Source organism: Exiguobacterium sp. s146, assembly GCF_018618415.1.
In the GTDB taxonomy this organism is placed as follows: Bacteria; Bacillota; Bacilli; order Exiguobacteriales; family Exiguobacteriaceae; genus Exiguobacterium.
This window is the reverse complement of the sequence record NZ_JACSMA010000001.1, coordinates 917,776-934,883: the sequence shown is the minus strand read 5'-3', so window position 1 is coordinate 934,883 and position 17,108 is coordinate 917,776. Positions and strand designations below refer to the sequence as shown.

Annotated in this window: 15 protein-coding genes; 1 reads left to right on the top strand and 14 read right to left on the bottom strand. The window is 53.0% G+C overall.

The genetic code is table 11. The annotated features are described in order from the left end of the window. Positions 1–25: 25 nt before the first annotated feature. From KNP83_RS04785 to KNP83_RS04775, 3 genes are read right to left on the bottom strand one after another with little or no spacing between them, the layout of a single operon-like run. Positions 26–1,378, bottom strand: a complete 1,353-nt coding sequence (locus KNP83_RS04785; RefSeq protein ID WP_353048513.1) for a DEAD/DEAH box helicase — start codon at positions 1,376–1,378, stop codon at positions 26–28. Between the two features lie 52 nt (positions 1,379–1,430). Next, complete coding sequence (locus KNP83_RS04780) at positions 1,431–2,369, bottom strand: sugar ABC transporter substrate-binding protein (protein ID WP_214760998.1); 939 nt, start codon at positions 2,367–2,369, stop codon at positions 1,431–1,433. After that, complete coding sequence (locus KNP83_RS04775) at positions 2,366–4,129, bottom strand: ATP-binding protein (protein WP_214760996.1); 1,764 nt, start codon at positions 4,127–4,129, stop codon at positions 2,366–2,368. Before KNP83_RS04775 ends, KNP83_RS04780 begins: the two co-directional genes overlap by 4 nt. Positions 4,130–4,249: 120 nt before the next feature. Between KNP83_RS04775 and KNP83_RS04770 the strand changes: the two genes are divergently transcribed. Then, complete coding sequence (locus KNP83_RS04770; protein ID WP_214760995.1) at positions 4,250–5,203, top strand: 4-hydroxy-3-methylbut-2-enyl diphosphate reductase; 954 nt, start codon at positions 4,250–4,252, stop codon at positions 5,201–5,203. A 44-nt stretch (positions 5,204–5,247) separates the two neighbouring features. On the opposite strand, the gene KNP83_RS04765 is transcribed toward KNP83_RS04770, so the two are convergent. From KNP83_RS04765 to era, 11 genes are all read right to left on the bottom strand, one after another. Beyond that, positions 5,248–6,360 carry a Nif3-like dinuclear metal center hexameric protein gene (locus KNP83_RS04765; protein ID WP_214760993.1) on the bottom strand — a complete coding sequence of 371 codons (1,113 nt, stop codon included), beginning with the start codon at positions 6,358–6,360 and terminating at the stop codon, positions 5,248–5,250. After that, entirely contained in the window at positions 6,360–7,076 is a 717-nt protein-coding gene (locus KNP83_RS04760; protein WP_214760991.1) for a tRNA (adenine(22)-N(1))-methyltransferase, read from the bottom strand. The genes KNP83_RS04765 and KNP83_RS04760 overlap by 1 nt, the downstream gene beginning before the upstream one ends. A gap of 97 nt (positions 7,077–7,173) precedes the next feature. Beyond that, positions 7,174–7,512 carry a cytochrome c550 gene (cccA, locus tag KNP83_RS04755; protein WP_021065699.1) on the bottom strand — a complete coding sequence of 113 codons (339 nt, stop codon included), beginning with the start codon at positions 7,510–7,512 and terminating at the stop codon, positions 7,174–7,176. 132 nt (positions 7,513–7,644) lie between these two features. After that, on the bottom strand, positions 7,645–8,739 hold the full coding sequence (gene rpoD / locus KNP83_RS04750; protein ID WP_021065698.1) for an RNA polymerase sigma factor RpoD: 1,095 nt from the start codon (positions 8,737–8,739) through the stop codon (positions 7,645–7,647). 35 nt (positions 8,740–8,774) lie between these two features. Continuing rightward, positions 8,775–10,595, bottom strand: coding sequence for a DNA primase (dnaG, locus tag KNP83_RS04745; RefSeq protein ID WP_353048512.1), 1,821 nt, complete (start codon positions 10,593–10,595; stop codon positions 8,775–8,777). Between the two features lie 107 nt (positions 10,596–10,702). Continuing rightward, positions 10,703–11,551, bottom strand: coding sequence for a pyruvate, water dikinase regulatory protein (locus KNP83_RS04740; protein ID WP_214760985.1), 849 nt, complete (start codon positions 11,549–11,551; stop codon positions 10,703–10,705). Beyond that, complete coding sequence (gene ccpN, locus KNP83_RS04735; RefSeq protein ID WP_214760983.1) at positions 11,538–12,167, bottom strand: transcriptional regulator CcpN; 630 nt, start codon at positions 12,165–12,167, stop codon at positions 11,538–11,540. Before ccpN ends, KNP83_RS04740 begins: the two co-directional genes overlap by 14 nt. 21 nt (positions 12,168–12,188) lie before the next feature. After that, positions 12,189–14,243, bottom strand: coding sequence for a glycine--tRNA ligase subunit beta (gene glyS / locus KNP83_RS04730; protein ID WP_214760981.1), 2,055 nt, complete (start codon positions 14,241–14,243; stop codon positions 12,189–12,191). After that, on the bottom strand, positions 14,236–15,129 hold the full coding sequence (gene glyQ / locus KNP83_RS04725; RefSeq protein ID WP_370447070.1) for a glycine--tRNA ligase subunit alpha: 894 nt from the start codon (positions 15,127–15,129) through the stop codon (positions 14,236–14,238). Before glyQ ends, glyS begins: the two co-directional genes overlap by 8 nt. A 288-nt stretch (positions 15,130–15,417) precedes the next feature. Continuing rightward, positions 15,418–16,167, bottom strand: coding sequence for a DNA repair protein RecO (gene recO, locus KNP83_RS04720; RefSeq protein WP_214760980.1), 750 nt, complete (start codon positions 16,165–16,167; stop codon positions 15,418–15,420). Positions 16,168–16,170: 3 nt separating this feature from the next. Next, positions 16,171–17,079, bottom strand: a complete 909-nt coding sequence (gene era / locus KNP83_RS04715) for a GTPase Era (protein ID WP_214753083.1) — start codon at positions 17,077–17,079, stop codon at positions 16,171–16,173. Positions 17,080–17,108: the final 29 nt, after the last annotated feature.

The window sequence follows — 17,108 nt, the reverse complement described above, 5'->3', positions numbered from 1 at the left end:
TCCACGAAGTCGATTCTTCTTTTGCTTAGCGACGGTTCTTCTTACGAACTTCGCGACGTTCCTTACGTTGGCTCTGCATATGCTCACGTGAGGCCGTCTCTTTCAATTTATACTTGAACTTCTTCTTGTAACCAGGCTTGACTTTTTTCTTCGCCTTCTTGATTTCGCCCGCCATCCGGCTGTGAGCGGTTTGTGAGACTTTCATCTTCCGGTCGGTCGTGCGGCGTTTGCGCGTCTTAATCTCTTGGAGCGAACCGTTCTTCACATCGACATGTTTGAACGTGAAACCACGCTCTTCGAGTCGATTGATCGGACCGTTCTCGTGATCTTCATACAACGTGTACGCTTCGCCCGTCTCTCCAGCGCGGCCCGTCCGGCCGACACGGTGCGTATAGAAGTCGAGGTCTTTCGGAATGCCGAAGTTGATGACATGCGACACACCTTTGATATCAATACCGCGCGCCGCCAAGTCGGTAGCAATCACGAACTGATATTTCGCGTCGTTGATGTCTTTGATCGCTTGCTTACGGCGACGGGCTTGCATGTCCCCGTGAAGCGTGCCGACGTTGAGTCCCGCCTCGCGGAACGACGTCTCCAACTCATCTGCATCTTGTTTTGTGTTCGTGAACACGAGACAGACGAACGGGTTAATCGTTTTAGCGATTTCGACCGTCAACGCCTTACGGTCACGGTGACGGACCGGGATGACGTGATGCTTGATTTTCGGAACGACACGATGCTCTTCACTCGCTTCCGCGTAGCGCGGATCGTGCAAATATTTCTTCAAGAACGGCTGTAACTTCTCAGGGATCGTCGCTGAGAAGACCATCGTTTGAAGTTTTTCCGGCAACGCCTGCGCGATGCGGTCGACTTCAGGCAAGAAGCCCATGTCGAGCATTTGGTCAGCTTCATCGACGACGAAGTGCGTGACTTTGTGCGGGAATAACGCTTGGACTTTCATCAAGTCGAGCAAACGACCTGGTGTCCCGATGATCAGTTGTGGTGGGTTTTTCATCTTGTCGATTTGTCGTTCCCGGTCAGTTCCTCCGACAATCAGACTCGTTTTAATATAGTCCGGCTGTTTGACGAGGAGTGTTTTCAACTCTTCGTGAATCTGCCAAGCGAGTTCGCGCGTCGGTGCGACGACGATGGCTTGGACCGATTCTTCTTTCGGATCGATTGCTTCTAAAATAGGTATGAGGAATGCAAGCGTCTTCCCCGTCCCGGTTTGTGATTTCCCAATGATATCGCGGCCATTCATGGCAGCCGGGATAATCCGGGCCTGAATGTCCGTCGGTACTGTGATGCGCTTTTCTGTCAAGGCATCGACGATAAACGGTAACAATTTGAACTGTTGGAAGCTGTTCAATCGATACACCTCCTGTTTCTTTCCACTTTTCCTAGCATAGCGGAATCTAATCATTTGTCAATTAATCTTTTACGAGCCCTTCATATAAATAGCTCGATGTGTAGTAGTGTGGTGCGATTTTCTTGCCGCTCAAATGGAGTTCGAGCGCTTTGAATCCGACCTCGATCATCTCGTTCGGAGATTGGACGACCGTCGCATTCACTTTGCCGTTATGAATGAGCGGATAAATCCCCGTCACCCCGTCGACCGACACGAGTGTTTTGTCGCTGAGGCCATGACTTTCGAGGGCACGGACGACACCGAACGTATTGTCATCGTTATGCGAGAAGACGGCATCGAACGGGATGTCGGCCTCGAGCCAGCGTGACATCTCAATCTCGGCTTGGAACGTATCATAGTTGCCGGTGATGGAGGCGACGACTTGAAGGTTGTCGTTCGCCTTATCATATTCCGTCAATCCGAGGCTCCGGTCAATCGTCGAGCGGACCTTGGCCGTCCCGCGCACTTCGACGACTCGAATCGGACGGTCGAGCCCGGTGTGTTGGGCGGCGATATGGTTCGCCGCCATGCGGCCGATCTCGACGTTGTCGGACATGACGGACGTCAATACGCTCTCATGATCGATCATGCGATCAATCGCGATAATCGGGATTCCTTCCCGTTCGGCACGCTCGAGTGACGGACGGATGAACGCCTCGTCGAGCGTCGTCACGAAAATCGCTTCGACCCCGCGATCAATCAAGGCGTCCAATTTTTCTTTTTCAAGCACCCGTGAGTCCTCACTCGTCGTCGGGACAGGGATGAACCCTTTTTGATTCGCCGTGCGGACGAAAGCAGCCAATAATTTATTGGCGTGTTCATGCTTCTCACTGACGAAGACGAAACCGACTTCGTTATTCTCGCTCGTCCGTTCCGGCAATTGAATCGATGTGATCAATAAAATCGAGAATGCCCAAACGACAGGCAGCCATAACCAGTAATGTTTGAATCCTTTCGTCATGGGTTCGACCGCCTTGGGATTTTAATCATCATGGCCGTACCTTCTCCTTCAACGCTCTCGATTTCCATTTCACCGTTCACGGCTTTCAAGTATTCGCGAATCATATAGAGACCTAAGCCGTTGCCATTCTCTTTCGTCGTGTAAAACGCCGACCCGACCGATTTGACTTGGGACTCAGTCATGCCGATGCCGTTATCCTTAATCAAGAAACGGTAATCCCGCTCCGTGAATTGAATCGTGACCGTGACATTCCCGGCGGCCCCTTTCGAATCGACCGCTTCGACCGCATTTTTGAACAAGTTGTAAAGGACTTGAATGAGCATATCGCTCGAGCAGTAAAACGGCGGCATGTCTTTCGGGACGTTCAATTCCCAATTCGTGACCCGCTTATAACATTCGGCGTCGAGCAAAAATTCGAGGCGGTTCGCGAATTCCGTCATATCGAGCCACTCTTCCTGCAGTTTCGCCTGGTCCGGCTTGGCGAGCGTGAGCATCGTCGTAATCAAATGGTTGGCCCGGTCGAGCTCCGACAGGGCGAGGTCGAGCATTTCTTGACTACTATGGCCTTCTTTCACCATCTGTAACGTGATTTGAACCGGTGTGAGCGGGTTCCGGATTTCATGAGCGATTCCGGCCGCCAGCTGTCCGAGCGAGGCGAGCTTCTCTTGCTGGAGCAACAGTTGTTGCTGGCTGAGCTGTTCGCGCCGCGCCGTCTCCATGCGGCGGGAATAGTCGTTGTACGTATCAAGCAACGTCTCGACTTCTTTGGAGCCGGTCCGTTCCAGTTGAATCGGTTCGAGCGACTGCTGCTTCTTGATGTTTTGCACGAGCTCGAGGAGCGGACTCGTCAACGTCTTCGATAAGAGCAGTCCGACCATGATACTTAAAAAGAACGTGACGAGCGTAATCATCAAATATTGCCAACGCGTCGCATAGACCGCCTCATACACGGAATCGGTACTATGTTTGGCGAGGACGCTCCAGCCGGTGACGCGTGCGTCCGGTTCATACATGATGACGTCATCCTCGGTGCTGAACACCGTCCGCACCGCATAGTCGTCCGTCGCCTCGATAATCGAACGGGACAGACGCCGTTCCGCGTCCGTGACGAGATTGAATGAGGTCGATAACACTTCGCCCCGCTCGTTCAACAAGTAAAGAATCATATCGTCGTTCGCCGATTCGAGCATCCGTCGATATAAATCGGAATTGAGCACGCTGATGCTGCCACCGAACATTCCGACCAACCGGTTATCCTCTAGTACCGGTACGTATAAGAACGTCCCGACGTCTCCAGAGATAGAAATCGGTTCGCTCATGAACAAGTCGTTGCCCCCACCGTTGAGCACTTCTTTGAACTTCGCATCGGCCTTCAACGTCGTGGCCGGCACTTGACGCTGCGAATACCAGGTAAAGGCGTCGCCCTGTAAATCGTAATAAAAGATGGAAGTGAAGCTCGTGCGCTGATTCAAATAACCGGTACGAATCCGTTCTTCGATGTACGTCTCGTTTCCGACGTAGGCGCCGAGATAAACCAAATCTTCATACAGTTTACCGAGTCGCGTCTCCAAGTTCTCGATACTCCCGTCAATCGCATAATCAAATTGTTCTTTCGCTAGCTCTTCCGCCCGGGACACCGTCACACGATCGGCAGAGAACGCTAGTGAAGAGATGACAAGTCCTAGTATAATGAAGATAATAAATGTAATCTGAAAGAAGTACGATTTTCGAACTTCAAGCAATGTTCTTAAGCGTTCCACGGTGTCCCTCCTTTCTAACCTTAAGATTATAGCATGAATACACGCAATTCTTTTCGTATTTTCGAAACAATGTTAGACTAATACGTATGAAAGCATCGCGAAAGGAGCGTTCCTTACAAAATGAAAGTTAAAAAAATCAGTCCACGCGGATATTGCTACGGCGTCGTCGATGCCATGAAGCTCGCCAACGAAGCTGTGGCCAACCCAGATTTACCGCGTCCCATCCATATACTCGGCATGATCGTCCATAACCGACATGTCACCCAAGCGTTCGAGGACCTCGGCGTCAAGACGGTCGACGGCGAAGATCGCATGAAAGCACTCGAGACCATCGACCGCGGAACGGTCGTCTTTACCGCTCACGGCATCTCGCCGCTCGTGCGGAAACGTGCCATCGAGAAAGGATTGACGATTGTCGACGCCTCGTGCCCGGACGTTTTGGTCACGCACGATTTGATTCGTGAAAAGACGGCCGTCGGTTATGAGGTCATCTATATCGGGAAACATGGACACCCGGAACCAGAAGGTGCCATGGGCGTCGCCCCGGGCAAAGTCCACCTCATACAATATGAACGAGATTTCGAGGCATTGCCGGCCCATCTCTACGAGACGAAAATCCTCGTCACGAACCAGACGACGATGAGCCAATGGGACGTCTCGGCCTTAATTGAAATGATTCAAGCACGCTATCCGCACGTCGAAGTGCATAACGAGATTTGTAATGCAACGCAAGTGCGTCAAGAAGCAGTCGCCGAACAAGCTGGCGATTGCGAACTGTTAATCGTCGTCGGCGACCCGAAATCGAACAACTCGAACCGTCTGGCCCAAGTCTCGAAAGAGATTGCCGGCACGAACGCCTATCGCATCGGTGACTTGAGCGAGCTTGACCTCGCTTGGCTCGATGGTGTCGAGACCGTCGCCGTCACGTCGGGCGCGTCGACCCCGACGCCGATCACGAAAAAAGTGATCGACTTCTTGAGCCAGTACGACCCGCTCGATTTGAGCACACATGACAAGACGCCTTATCTTGAACTTCGTAGCATCCTCCCGAAAGTGAAGGCGCTCCGCAAATGACGTCGAAACGCCGCTCTCCTAGGAGAACGGCGTTTTTTTACTAATCAATAAAAACGAAACGGATTCGTATCGGCTTCGGATACAAAGAATTCGACATCGAGCTTCGCGCGTTCTCCTTTTTGACGCATGACCTCGACGACGCCTTGCTTCATGACGCTCTCGACATGATGACCGGGGTCGACGACCGAAAGGCCGAGTGCCATCGCGTCGTGGGCCACATGGAAATACAAGTCGCCCGTCACGTACGCGTCCGCGCCTTTGAAATGGGCGGCCGATACATACTTATTGCCATCACCACCGAGGACGGCCACTTTCTCAATCATTCGATTCGAATCGCCGATGACACGGACCGCCTCGACGCCGAAACTCGCCTTCACGTGCTCGGCGAAATCGGCGAGCGTGAGCGGGGTCGAAAGACGACCGATACGCCCAAGCCCATAGACGGGCCCGTCAATCTCATCCCGAACCAAGTCGTAGGCGACCTCTTCGTAAGGGTGTGCCTCTATCATCGCCTTGAGCACGCGCTTCTTCCGGCTCTCCGTGACGACCGTTTCAATCTTCACTTCCTCGACGTGCTCCGTTTTCCCGTGACGACCGAGGTACGGGTCGGATCCTTCGAGCGGCGTGAACTGGCCTTCGCCGGCGACAGTGAACTGACAATCCGCATAGTCACCAATCTGTCCTGCGCCGGCCCGACCGAGCGCCTCTGATACGACTTTTCGGTGCGTCGTCGGGACGAACACGGACAGTTTATACACCGGTTCTTCATACGTCGGAATCAGTACTTTCGGCTCGACCAATCCGAGCGCCTCGCTCATCCAATCGTTGACGCCACCCTGACAGACGTCCAAGTTCGTATGGGCCACATAGACGGCGATCTCATGCTGAATACATTTCATGACGATGCGCCCTGCGGCACTGCGGTCGTTCACTTGTTCGAGCGCACTGAAAATCGGTGGATGATGAGCGATAATCAAGTCGACGTCCCGTTCAATCGCCTCATCGACGACCGATTCGAGCACATCGAGCGTCACCATGACCCGACGTACCGGTTTATTCAATGTACCGATTTGAAGACCGATTTTATCGCCCTCGACGGCAAGATGTTTCGGCGCAAACTCGTCAAACAATTGGATGACATGGTTTCCGTTCGCCATTAGTTGCTCACCTCTCTCATTTTGTCACGCAGCGTCTTGAACTCCTCCTGTTTCCGGATGAGCGCCTCGGTCTGTGCCCCTTCGGCCATTTGACCGAGCACGTAATCGAGCTTGTCCGCTTCGCGTCCCCACTTCAGCTTGAACGCCTCGGGACGCGTCTCGAGCAGGTATGGACCGAACATGAGCTGCCACGCCCGTTCCGTTTCATCCGAATGATAGCGCGTCTCCGTCCCACGTTCACCGACGAGAATCTCATATACTTTATCGTTCTCTTCGACAATCGACTCGGCGATTAAGACGAAGCCGGCGTCGAGCAACCACTCGCGGACGTGTTGTCCATCCACGTTCGGCTGCAAGACGAGCCGTTCGACGGCACCTAACTTGTCACGACCGCTTTCTAAAATCGACCGAATCAAACTTCCGCCCATCCCACAGATGGAGATGCAGGTCGCCTCATCTGCTTCGAGCACGGCGAGCCCGTCACCGAGCCGGACATCAATCTGTTCCGTTGCGCCAATCAACGCGACTTGCGCTTTGGCCGCCTCCATCGGTCCCCGGTTCACTTCGCCGGCGATGGCTCGATCGACAATACCTTGTTGCACGAGATAGCACGGCACATAGGCGTGATCCGATCCGATGTCGGCCACCACGCTGCCTTTCGGGATGAAATCGACGACTTGCTTCAATCGTCGGTCTAACGTCACTTGTTCTTGCATAGGGACAACTCCTTTTTCTACTTCTTCACTATTAGGGTAACGAATATTGATACTGACGACAATAAAAAACGTACCCCGCTAGGAGTACGTTTCCCTCTTATTGTTCGAGCAACCAAGTTGCGAGCACGTCCGCCTCTTCGGCAGTCGCGAGGCCAGCTGGCATCGCACCTTTACCGTTGACGATGATGTTCGTGATCTCTTCTGCTGACAAACGTTCGCCGACACCCGTCAAGGCTGGACCGACGCCGCCTTCAAGATTTCCACCGTGGCAACCTGTGCAGCCTTTAGCCGCGTACAAGTCTTCCGGGTTCATCTCAGTGACCGACGGACCTTCAGCAGCTTGTTGTGCTTGGTTGACGCCGAAATACGATAATGAGACCATGGCAATGATTGCGACGATCGCAATCGCTGCAAACGGTAACAATGGATTACGCATTGCATTTCCCCCTCATGTTCATTCCAAATTTCTACCCATCACTATTTTACTCAAAAAATAATAAAGAAGGAAGGAAAATCACTCATTTTCCTTCCTTTCTTCTAAAACTTCACATTTTATTCAAAAACACGATTAATCGAGGAAGTCTTTCAAGCGTTTCGAACGGCTCGGGTGACGAAGTTTGCGAAGTGCCTTCGCCTCGATTTGACGAATCCGCTCACGGGTGACGCCAAACACTTTCCCGACTTCTTCAAGCGTACGCGTGCGACCGTCATCGAGACCGAAACGGAGACGGAGAACGTTCTCTTCACGGTCCGTGAGCGTGTCGAGCACATCTTCAAGTTGTTCTTTAAGCAATTCATACGCGGCCGCATCTTGCGGTGCCATCGCATCTTGGTCTTCAATGAAATCACCGAGGTGTGAATCGTCCTCTTCACCGATTGGCGTCTCGAGCGAGACCGGCTCTTGAGCGATTTTCAAGATTTCACGCACCTTCTCAGGTGTGAGTTCCATCTCTTTGGCAATCTCTTCAGGTGACGGTTCACGACCGAGGTCTTGCAACAACTGACGTTGGACACGAATCAATTTATTGATCGTCTCGACCATGTGGACCGGAATCCGGATTGTCCGGGCTTGGTCGGCGATGGCGCGGGTGATCGCTTGACGGATCCACCATGTCGCGTATGTCGAGAACTTGAACCCTTTCATATAGTCGAACTTCTCGACGGCTTTAATGAGGCCCATGTTCCCTTCTTGAATCAAGTCGAGGAAGAGCATGCCACGTCCGACATAGCGTTTCGCGATTGAGACGACGAGACGGAGGTTGGCTTCGGCAAGGCGCTTCTTCGCCTCTTCGTCACCTTGTTCAATCCGCTTCGCGAGTTCGGTCTCGTCTTTCGCGCTGAGCAAATCGACGCGTCCGATTTCTTTCAAGTACATGCGGACCGGGTCATTGATTTTAATGCCTGGCGGGACGGACAAGTCGTTCAAATCGACCTCTTCGTCCTCTTTTTTCGATGGTGTCTCTTCGGCATCGGCCGCATCTTCTGTGACGCGGATATCTTTACCTTCTAAATCTTCGATGAAGTTATCGATAAAGTCTGAATCCACCTCGAAATGGCTGAGACGGTCTTGAATCTCCTGCATCGATACGACGCCTTTTTTCTTCCCTAATTTCTCAAGTTCCTCTATGGCGTTAAATAAATCCTCTTTTTTCTTCTCTGCCATCTAGCAGTTCAACTCCTTCCAAACTTCCTCCACGTTCATCGTTCACGAAGACGACGACTCCGGGTAATCAATTCTTGTAACTTGGATGCCTGGTCTACTATACTTTCGGCATCTTGTCCGATTTCCCTTTTCGCCCGTTCGATTTGACGCTGTTCCTCATAACTGTTTATGACCTTAATGTATTCATCTAAAACCTCTTCGGTCAGTTCATCCGGTGCGGCCATGAGTCGAACCTCGGCATAACGATTCGCGTAGTCCGGACGTTGGTCGCAATACCGTTCCATGAATGGCGGTGCGACTTGTTCGAACTCTTCATGCGTCATGTCTTCGGAGACGATTTCATACAGTGCCGTCGCCAACATACGATGTACCTCGTCCTGGTAGGCCAGGCCGAGACGGTCCCGGACGAAACGAACCCGCTCCGGTCCGCTCAACATCGCGCGCAGCAATAACTTCTCCGCCTTGACGTAGCGTGGTTCGTTCGCTTTAGACGAACGCCGGCGGACCGGCTCCGGTTCGCGTATAGGCTGCGGTGCGGCTTCTTTCGAGGCCGCCTTCGGCATGCGCGACAAGAGCGTGTCGACCGGGATCTCAAATTCGTCGGCCAGTTTCTTCACATACAGGTCGCGACGAATCGAATTATCCGTTTTACTGATTTCCACAAGCATAGATTCAATAAACCGAATCCGTTCTCCTTCTCGATTCATGTTTTTCCCACGCCGGAGCGTGCGGTTCATGAAATCGAGAACGGACAACCGTTCCGATTCGACCAATTTACGCCATTGTTCCGCCCCGTTCGTCCGAATGTAGTCGTCCGGGTCGGTCTTTTCAGGTAGCATCAACACTTGCACGTCGAGCGGAAAACTTTCGAGCAGGCGGACGACTTTCATCGTCGCTTCTTGCCCGGCCGTATCGCCGTCGTAACAGATGATGACTTCTTCGACCATGCGGGCCAAGGCGCGAGCATGTTGGGACGAGAACGCCGTCCCGAGCGAGGCGACGACTTCTTTCGTCCCGGCTTGTGCGACTTGCAGGACGTCGACGTTTCCTTCGACGAGCAAGACACGTTTTTGTTTGCGCATCGTGGCCCGGGCCTGGGAGAACCCGAATAAGAGTTCACTCTTGTTGAATAACGGTGTATCCGCCGTATTGACGTACTTTGGCTGTCGCTCATCGATCGCCCGTCCGCTAAATCCGACGATGGTGCCGTCTCGATCCGCAATCGGAAAGACGACTCTGCCTTCGAACCGGTCGAAATATTCACCGGACCTCGACTTAGAAATCAATCCCGCTTCTACCATGACCTCGAGGTCGAAACCTCTCCGCTCTAATGAATCCACGGTGAACCGGCGATGGTCGGGCGCGTAACCAATTTTATACTGCCCGATCGTCGATTCCTCTAAACCGCGCTGTTGCAAGTACGTCAATCCGACTTCGCCCGCCTCGGTCTTCATCAACACTTCATGATATAAGTCGGCCACGACCCGATGGGCATCGCGCATCTGTTTGCGGAGGACTTGGTCACGCGACAACTCTTCATCGCCCGACACGCCGCCCTCGATGGCGATATTCGCCCGCGTCGCGAGACGTTCAATCGTCTCGGGAAACGATAGTCCTTCCGTCTCCATGACGAACGTGAACACGTTTCCACCGGCGCCGCACCCGAAACAGTGATACATCCCTTTCTCGGGGGACACGGAAAACGATGGGCTGTTCTCCGAGTGGAACGGACAAAGCCCGACGAGGCGATGTCCTTGCTTCTTCAACTCAACGCGTTCACTGATTAAATCAACGATATCTGTGGCTTGTTTTACTTCCGCAATGACTTCATCCGGTATCCGCGGCAACTTGACCACTCCCTATCCAAACTCGCAACGAAACGGAACGTTCACCACGTTCCGTTTCAATGTCATGTCAGTACTCTATTATACCGTTATCACCAGTCGATTACTAATCCGAGTGCTCAATCCTCTTTTGATTGATCGAGCATCCGCAAAATGATGCCGGCCGTCTCTTCGACAGCCTTGTTCGTCACATCGATGACCTCACAACCGATTCGCTCGTAAATCCCACGGGCATATTCGAGCTCTCGGTTAATTCGTTCAAGTTGGGCGTAGTCGGCCTCGGGTTTTAGGCCGAGCGACTTCAACCGTTCCATCCGAATCGAGATCAATTTGTCAGGTGAGATGATCAAGCCAACACACTTGTCCGGCGGCAGTTCAAACAGTTCTTCCGGCGGGCGTGACTCTGGCACGAGCGGGACGTTCGCGACCTTATAGCGCTTCAGTGCCAAATACTGCGAGAGCGGCGTCTTCGACGTCCGAGAGACGCCGACGAGGACGATATCCGCCTTTTTCAACCCGCGTGGATCACGTCCGTCATCGTATTTGACCGCGAACTCCATCGCTTCGATTTTACGGAAGTAATCCTCATCCAACCGATAGATGAGTCCCGGTTTTTCGCGCGGACTCTCGCCGAGTTGGCCTGCGAGCACATCGAGCAAGTCCCCTAACAAATCGACCGTCTTGACACCGTACTCATGTCCGAGACGGACGAGCAGCGACCGATGTTCTTCATTGACCAACGTGAAGGCGATGACCGCTCCTTGGGCACGCGCTTGTGTCACGACATCCTGAATCGTCTGTTCATCTTCGACGAACGGGATGCGGAGCGTCTCAATCGCATTCTCATGGAATTGGATGCTCGCGGCCCGGACGACGAGTTCACACGTCTCGCCGACCGAGTCGCTCACGACAAATACGAGTTGTTTTTGTGTCAGTGTCAAACCAGATTCCTCCTCAGAACGACTCATCGTTAGCGAGCGCGATCAATACTTTCGTCATGTTCGTCTTCGTCATGCGACCGAGCACGATCAGCTTGCCATCCTTCTCTTCAACGACCGGCATGGCATCGATTTGTTTCTCAATCAACTTCATTCCGGCCCGAATCAACGTCTCACTCTTCTCACACACCGTGATGTTCGGCATCCGGGTCATGATGACGTTGACCGGCAATTGATCGAGATCTTGATTGCCGATGGCGGCCCGGAGCAAATCTTTACGTGATAGGACGCCGACGAGCTCATTGTCTTTCCCGACGACGAACAGCGAGCCGACGTCTTCTAAGAACAACGTCACGACAGCGTCATACACCGTCATCTCGTTACTGACGACTTTCGCCGACGACATAAAGTCGCCGACCGTCAGCGAGTCGAGTTTTTCTCGAAGCAAAGATGAGTTTCGTTTGCCGACGAACGTGTAGCCGACACGCGGTCGAGCTTCTAGTATTCCAGTCATCGTCAAGATGGCAAGGTCCGGTCGGAGCGTGGCCCGGGTGAGCGATAATTCTTGGGCGATCTGCTCTCCCGTGATTGGTCCGTTGACCCTTACGATTTCAACGATCTTCTGTTGGCGTTCATTCAGCTGCATAGCCAACCCCCTCAAGTTTGGTCAGAGTACGAGCGCGCTAAAATCGGCGACACGCTCGATCGTCGCAGCGAGTCGCTTCATCTCGCGCAGACGGTTCTCACGAATCGCCTCGACATCGCTCATGACCATTGTATTTTCAAAATAAGCGCTAATCGGATGTTCTAGAGCGCGCAATGATGCGATTGCCTGATGATAGTCGCCCACCTCGACCGCGCGTTCCGTCTCCGGTAACGTCGCTTCGATGGCAGCGTGGAGATCTTTCTCCTCCGTATTTTCAAACAATGATGAATCGACGTCCCCTGCCTCGCCTTTTTTGGCGATGTTGACGACGCGTGTCAATTGTTCGATGAGCGTTTTCGCCTCGCTCGTGAGCATGGCTTGAACCGCATCCGCTCTCGCATCGAGTCGGTCGATTGCAAGGCCAGTCGTCAAGACGGCGTCAATGACATCGTAACGGACGTGTCGCTCTTGCAGACGATACTTCAAGCGAAGCATGAAGAAGTCCTCGAGTTGCGCCTTGACTTGTTCTTTATCGGCATCGTAAAGTCCTGCCTGAAGTTGCGAATCGACAACTTGTGAAAGTAATTTGTCGAGTGGCAAGGCAATCTTCCAATCTGCCAAAATTTGAACGACCCCTTGGGCTTGGCGACGGAGCGCGAACGGGTCTTGTGAACCGCTCGGGATCATGCCGATTCCGAAGAAGGCGGCAATCGAATCCAGTTTATCGGCAAGGGCAAGTACGGCACCCGTCGGCGTCGCCGGCGAGTCATCCCCAGCAAAGCGCGGCATGTAGTGCTCACGGATTGCCGCGGCCACTTCCTTGTCCTCACCTTGTTGAAGCGCATATTTCTCGCCCATCACCCCTTGGAGTTCTGTGAACTCGTACACCATTTGGCTGACGAGGTCGAACTTATGGATGGCACCGGCACGAGCCACTTTGGCCGCATCCGCCTGGAACAATGGTGCAAGCGTTCCTGCGAGCTGTTCGACGCGACGGACCTTGTCTCCCGTCGTGCCCAATTTTTCATGGAAGACGATGCGGTCGAGACGGACGAGTTGCTCGTCAATCTTCGTCTTTTGGTCTTCCTCATAGAAGAAGACGGCATCAGCAAGACGGGCCCGGATGACCTTTTCGTTCCCTCTGGCAACGTTTTGAAGGTGTTCGGCATTCCCGTTACGGACGGTCACGAAATAGTTTTGAAGCGTTTCACCGATATAGACCGGGAAATAGCGTTGATGTTCTTTCATCGTCGTAATCAAGACCTCTTCCGGAAGTTCGAGATAACGGACATCGAATTCACCGAACAGTGCAGTCGGCCACTCGACGAGGTTCGTCACTTCTTCGAGCAACGACGCGTCAAGCGGGACGGTCCAGCCCTGTTCTGAAGCCAATTCCTCGATTTGACGTTCGATGCGTCCTTTCCGGTCCTCGTACGAAGCGACGATGAACTCGCGTTCAAGCGTCTCGGCGTAAGCGGCCGGTTCTGGGATGACGACGTCACCCTTGCTCAAGAAACGGTGACCACGTGTCACGTTCCCCGTCTTCACGCCTTCGATTTCGAAATCGATTTGTTCGGCACCGAATAAGGCGACGAGCCAACGAATCGGACGCATGTAGCGCAGGCTGCTCGTGCCCCACTTCATGTTTTTCGGGAACGTCATGCCACGGACGACGTCTTCGAGTGCCGGGAGCAACGTGCTCGTCGGTTGACCTGATTCATGACGGTCGGCGAAAACGTACTCGACACCCTTCTCTTCAGCGAAATACAAGTCGTCGACCGACAGACCGCGGCCACGGGCAAAACCAGCGGCTGCTTTCGACCAGTTCCCTTCAGCGTCTTGGGCGATTTTCTTCGCCGGTCCGCGAAGCGTCTCCGTCAAATCTTGTTGGTTCTCTTCCACGTCCTTGACGAGAACGGCGAGGCGGCGCGGTGTCGAATAAACGGTGATCGCACCGAATTGGACACGGGCTTCCGTCAAGAAGTTCGTGACGCGTTCCGCCAATTGTTTCTCTGAACGAAGGACGTATTGGGCTGGCAATTCTTCAAGTCCGATTTCTAATAAAAGGTCACGCATCAAGGGCACCTGCTTTCTGTTGGTTCAAAAGTGGGAAACCGAGGCGTTCCCGCTCTTCGATAAATTTGGCGGCACATGCACGAGACATGTTACGGACGCGTTGAATGAAACCGGTCCGTTCTGTCACCGAGATGGCGCCTTTCGCATCGAGAAGGTTGAACGTATGCGAACATTTAAGGATATAGTCGTAAGCCGGGAAGACGAGGTTTTCGTCCAAGGCACGCTTCGCTTCTTTTTCATACGTGTCGAACAACGTGAACAACATGTCGACGTCCGAGAGCTCGAACGTATATTTTGAATGTTCGAATTCCGGCTGATAGAAGATATCGCCATACTTGAATCCGTCTGTCCAGACGAGGTCGAACACGCTCTCGACTTCTTGGATGTATGACGCGAGACGTTCGAGACCGTACGTGATCTCGACGGCGATCGGGTCACACTCGATTCCACCGACTTGTTGGAAATACGTGAACTGGGTGATCTCCATCCCGTTCAACCAGACTTCCCAACCGAGTCCGGCCGCACCGAACGTCGGGTTTTCCCAGTTATCCTCGACGAAACGGATGTCGTGCTCGAGCGGGTTGATGCCAATCAACTCTAAGCTCTCTAAGTAAAGCTCTTGGATGTTGCTTGGCGACGGCTTCATGATGACTTGGAATTGGTGGTGCTGATACAGGCGGTTCGGGTTTTCTCCGTACCGACCATCTGCCGGACGACGTGATGGCTCTGTGTAGCAAACGTTCCACGGCTCGGGTCCGAGACTCCGTAGGAACGTCATCGGGTTCATCGTGCCGGCCCCTTTCTCCACGTCATACGCTTGCATCGTCAAACAGCCTTTCGACGCCCAGAAGTTTTGCAACGTCAAAATAATTTCTTGCACGGTCATGTGCTTCATATGTGACACCTCCAAAAGTATTGAAACGACAAAAAACGCCCCTATGTGCCATGCACATAGGGACGGGATTACCCGCGGTTCCACCCTACTTGCCTCGAGATGAGGCCACTCTTTGGATTGTGGGCGCTCCGGAATTGCCATTCACTTCAACCTGGCGTTCGGCTTCCACCTTCCCGAACTCGCTGCACCCACGGTATAAAAGCTACTTGTTTTCCTTCATTGCGCACGCTATTTCATTTGTCTAATCGTAGATTATGGTATCGAATCTTGTCGAAAAAGTCAATCATCGTTCAAGTACAATCGTTGCATTTGGTCGAGGACCCGTTTCGTCTTCAACCGCAGCCCGCTATAGGAGTCCATATACGCATCAAACAGCTGTCTGAGCAGAATCCGTGTCTCTTTCGTGAGCGGGACGTTACTGAATTCGGACAGCTCGTGCCGGCTCATCAAATAGATCAGCTTCGCCAAACGCTCGCTCATGCGAATCGATCCTTCTTCTTGGTGCCGGGCACAAAGAAAACCGCCGGCCGTCACCGAGAAGTACATCGGGTCGGTCACATCGTTACACCGGATACATCCGGTCAAGACCGGTGCAACCCCGAGCAAGTGCAATATGCGCAGTTCAAAGTGATGCGTGATCACGTCAGGGTCCATGCCTGCGTTGAGCGCCTGTAAGGCGTCGTTCAAGATGCGATAGAGCGGGCGGTTCGGGACGCGGTCCTCCACCGTCCGGTCGACGAGTTCGAGCCAGTACATGGCGTATGCCATGCGCTCGACGTCTTTTCGGATTTCAGGATAAGACGTGATCACGTCCGACGATTTCAATTGGCCGAGGCCACGACTCGCCGGAAAGATATACACCGCCTCGACGAACGGCTGACTCGACGAATGCAGACGGCTACCCGGCTTCTTCGCCCCTCGTGCCATGACGGCAACTTTTCCGAGTTCTTCGGTGAACAAGGTGACGACTTTGTTCGACTCTCCGTAATTGACGGTCCGAATAACGATTCCCGTGACCTTTTGCAACATGGCTTAATACTCGTCGTCGCGGAAACCGAGGTCGCGGAGTTGGCCCATCTTGTTACGCCAATCTTTTTGCACTTTCACCCATAGGTTCAAATAGACTTTCGTCCCGAGGAGCGCCTCGATGTCGTGACGCGCCTCTGTCCCGATCTCGCGAAGCATCGCACCTTTTTTACCGATGACGATTCCTTTTTGCGAATCACGCTCGACCATGATGACGGCCTCGACATCGATCATTTCCGAGTTTTCCCGTTTCTTGATCGATTCGATGGCGACCGCGATGGAGTGCGGCACTTCATCTCGCGTTTTATGGAGCACTTTCTCACGAATCAATTCCGAGATGATGAATCGTTCCGGGTGGTCGGTCACTTGGTCGGCCGGGTAATACATCGGTCCTTCCGGGAGCAACTTTTTGATTTCCTTGAGGAGCGGTTCGACGTTGTTGCCTTGAAGTGCCGAAATCGGGACGTACGCCGCGAAATCAAGTTGGTTCGTATACTGCTCGATGACAGCCGGAATCTCGTCCGGATGAATCAAGTCGATTTTGTTCATGACGAGAATAATCGGCGTATCGAGCCCTTTCAACTTCTCGATGATGAACTCATCGCCGGCGCCGCGCGGTTCCGTGACGTTGACCATGAAGAGGATGGCGTCGACTTCACGAAGTGCGTTCGTCGCGACTTTCATCATGAAATCGCCGAGACGGTGTTTCGGCTTATGAATCCCTGGCGTGTCGATAAAGATGATTTGTGAATCATCCGCCGTATAGACACCTTGGACCTTGTTGCGCGTCGTCTGAGGCTTGTCTGACATGATGGCAATCTTTTGTCCGATAACCCGATTCAAGAACGTCGATTTCCCGACGTTCGGACGACCGATGATGGACACAAAACCTGATTTAAAATCTTCTTGATACATAGTGCACCTGCTTTCTAAATTTCCAATAC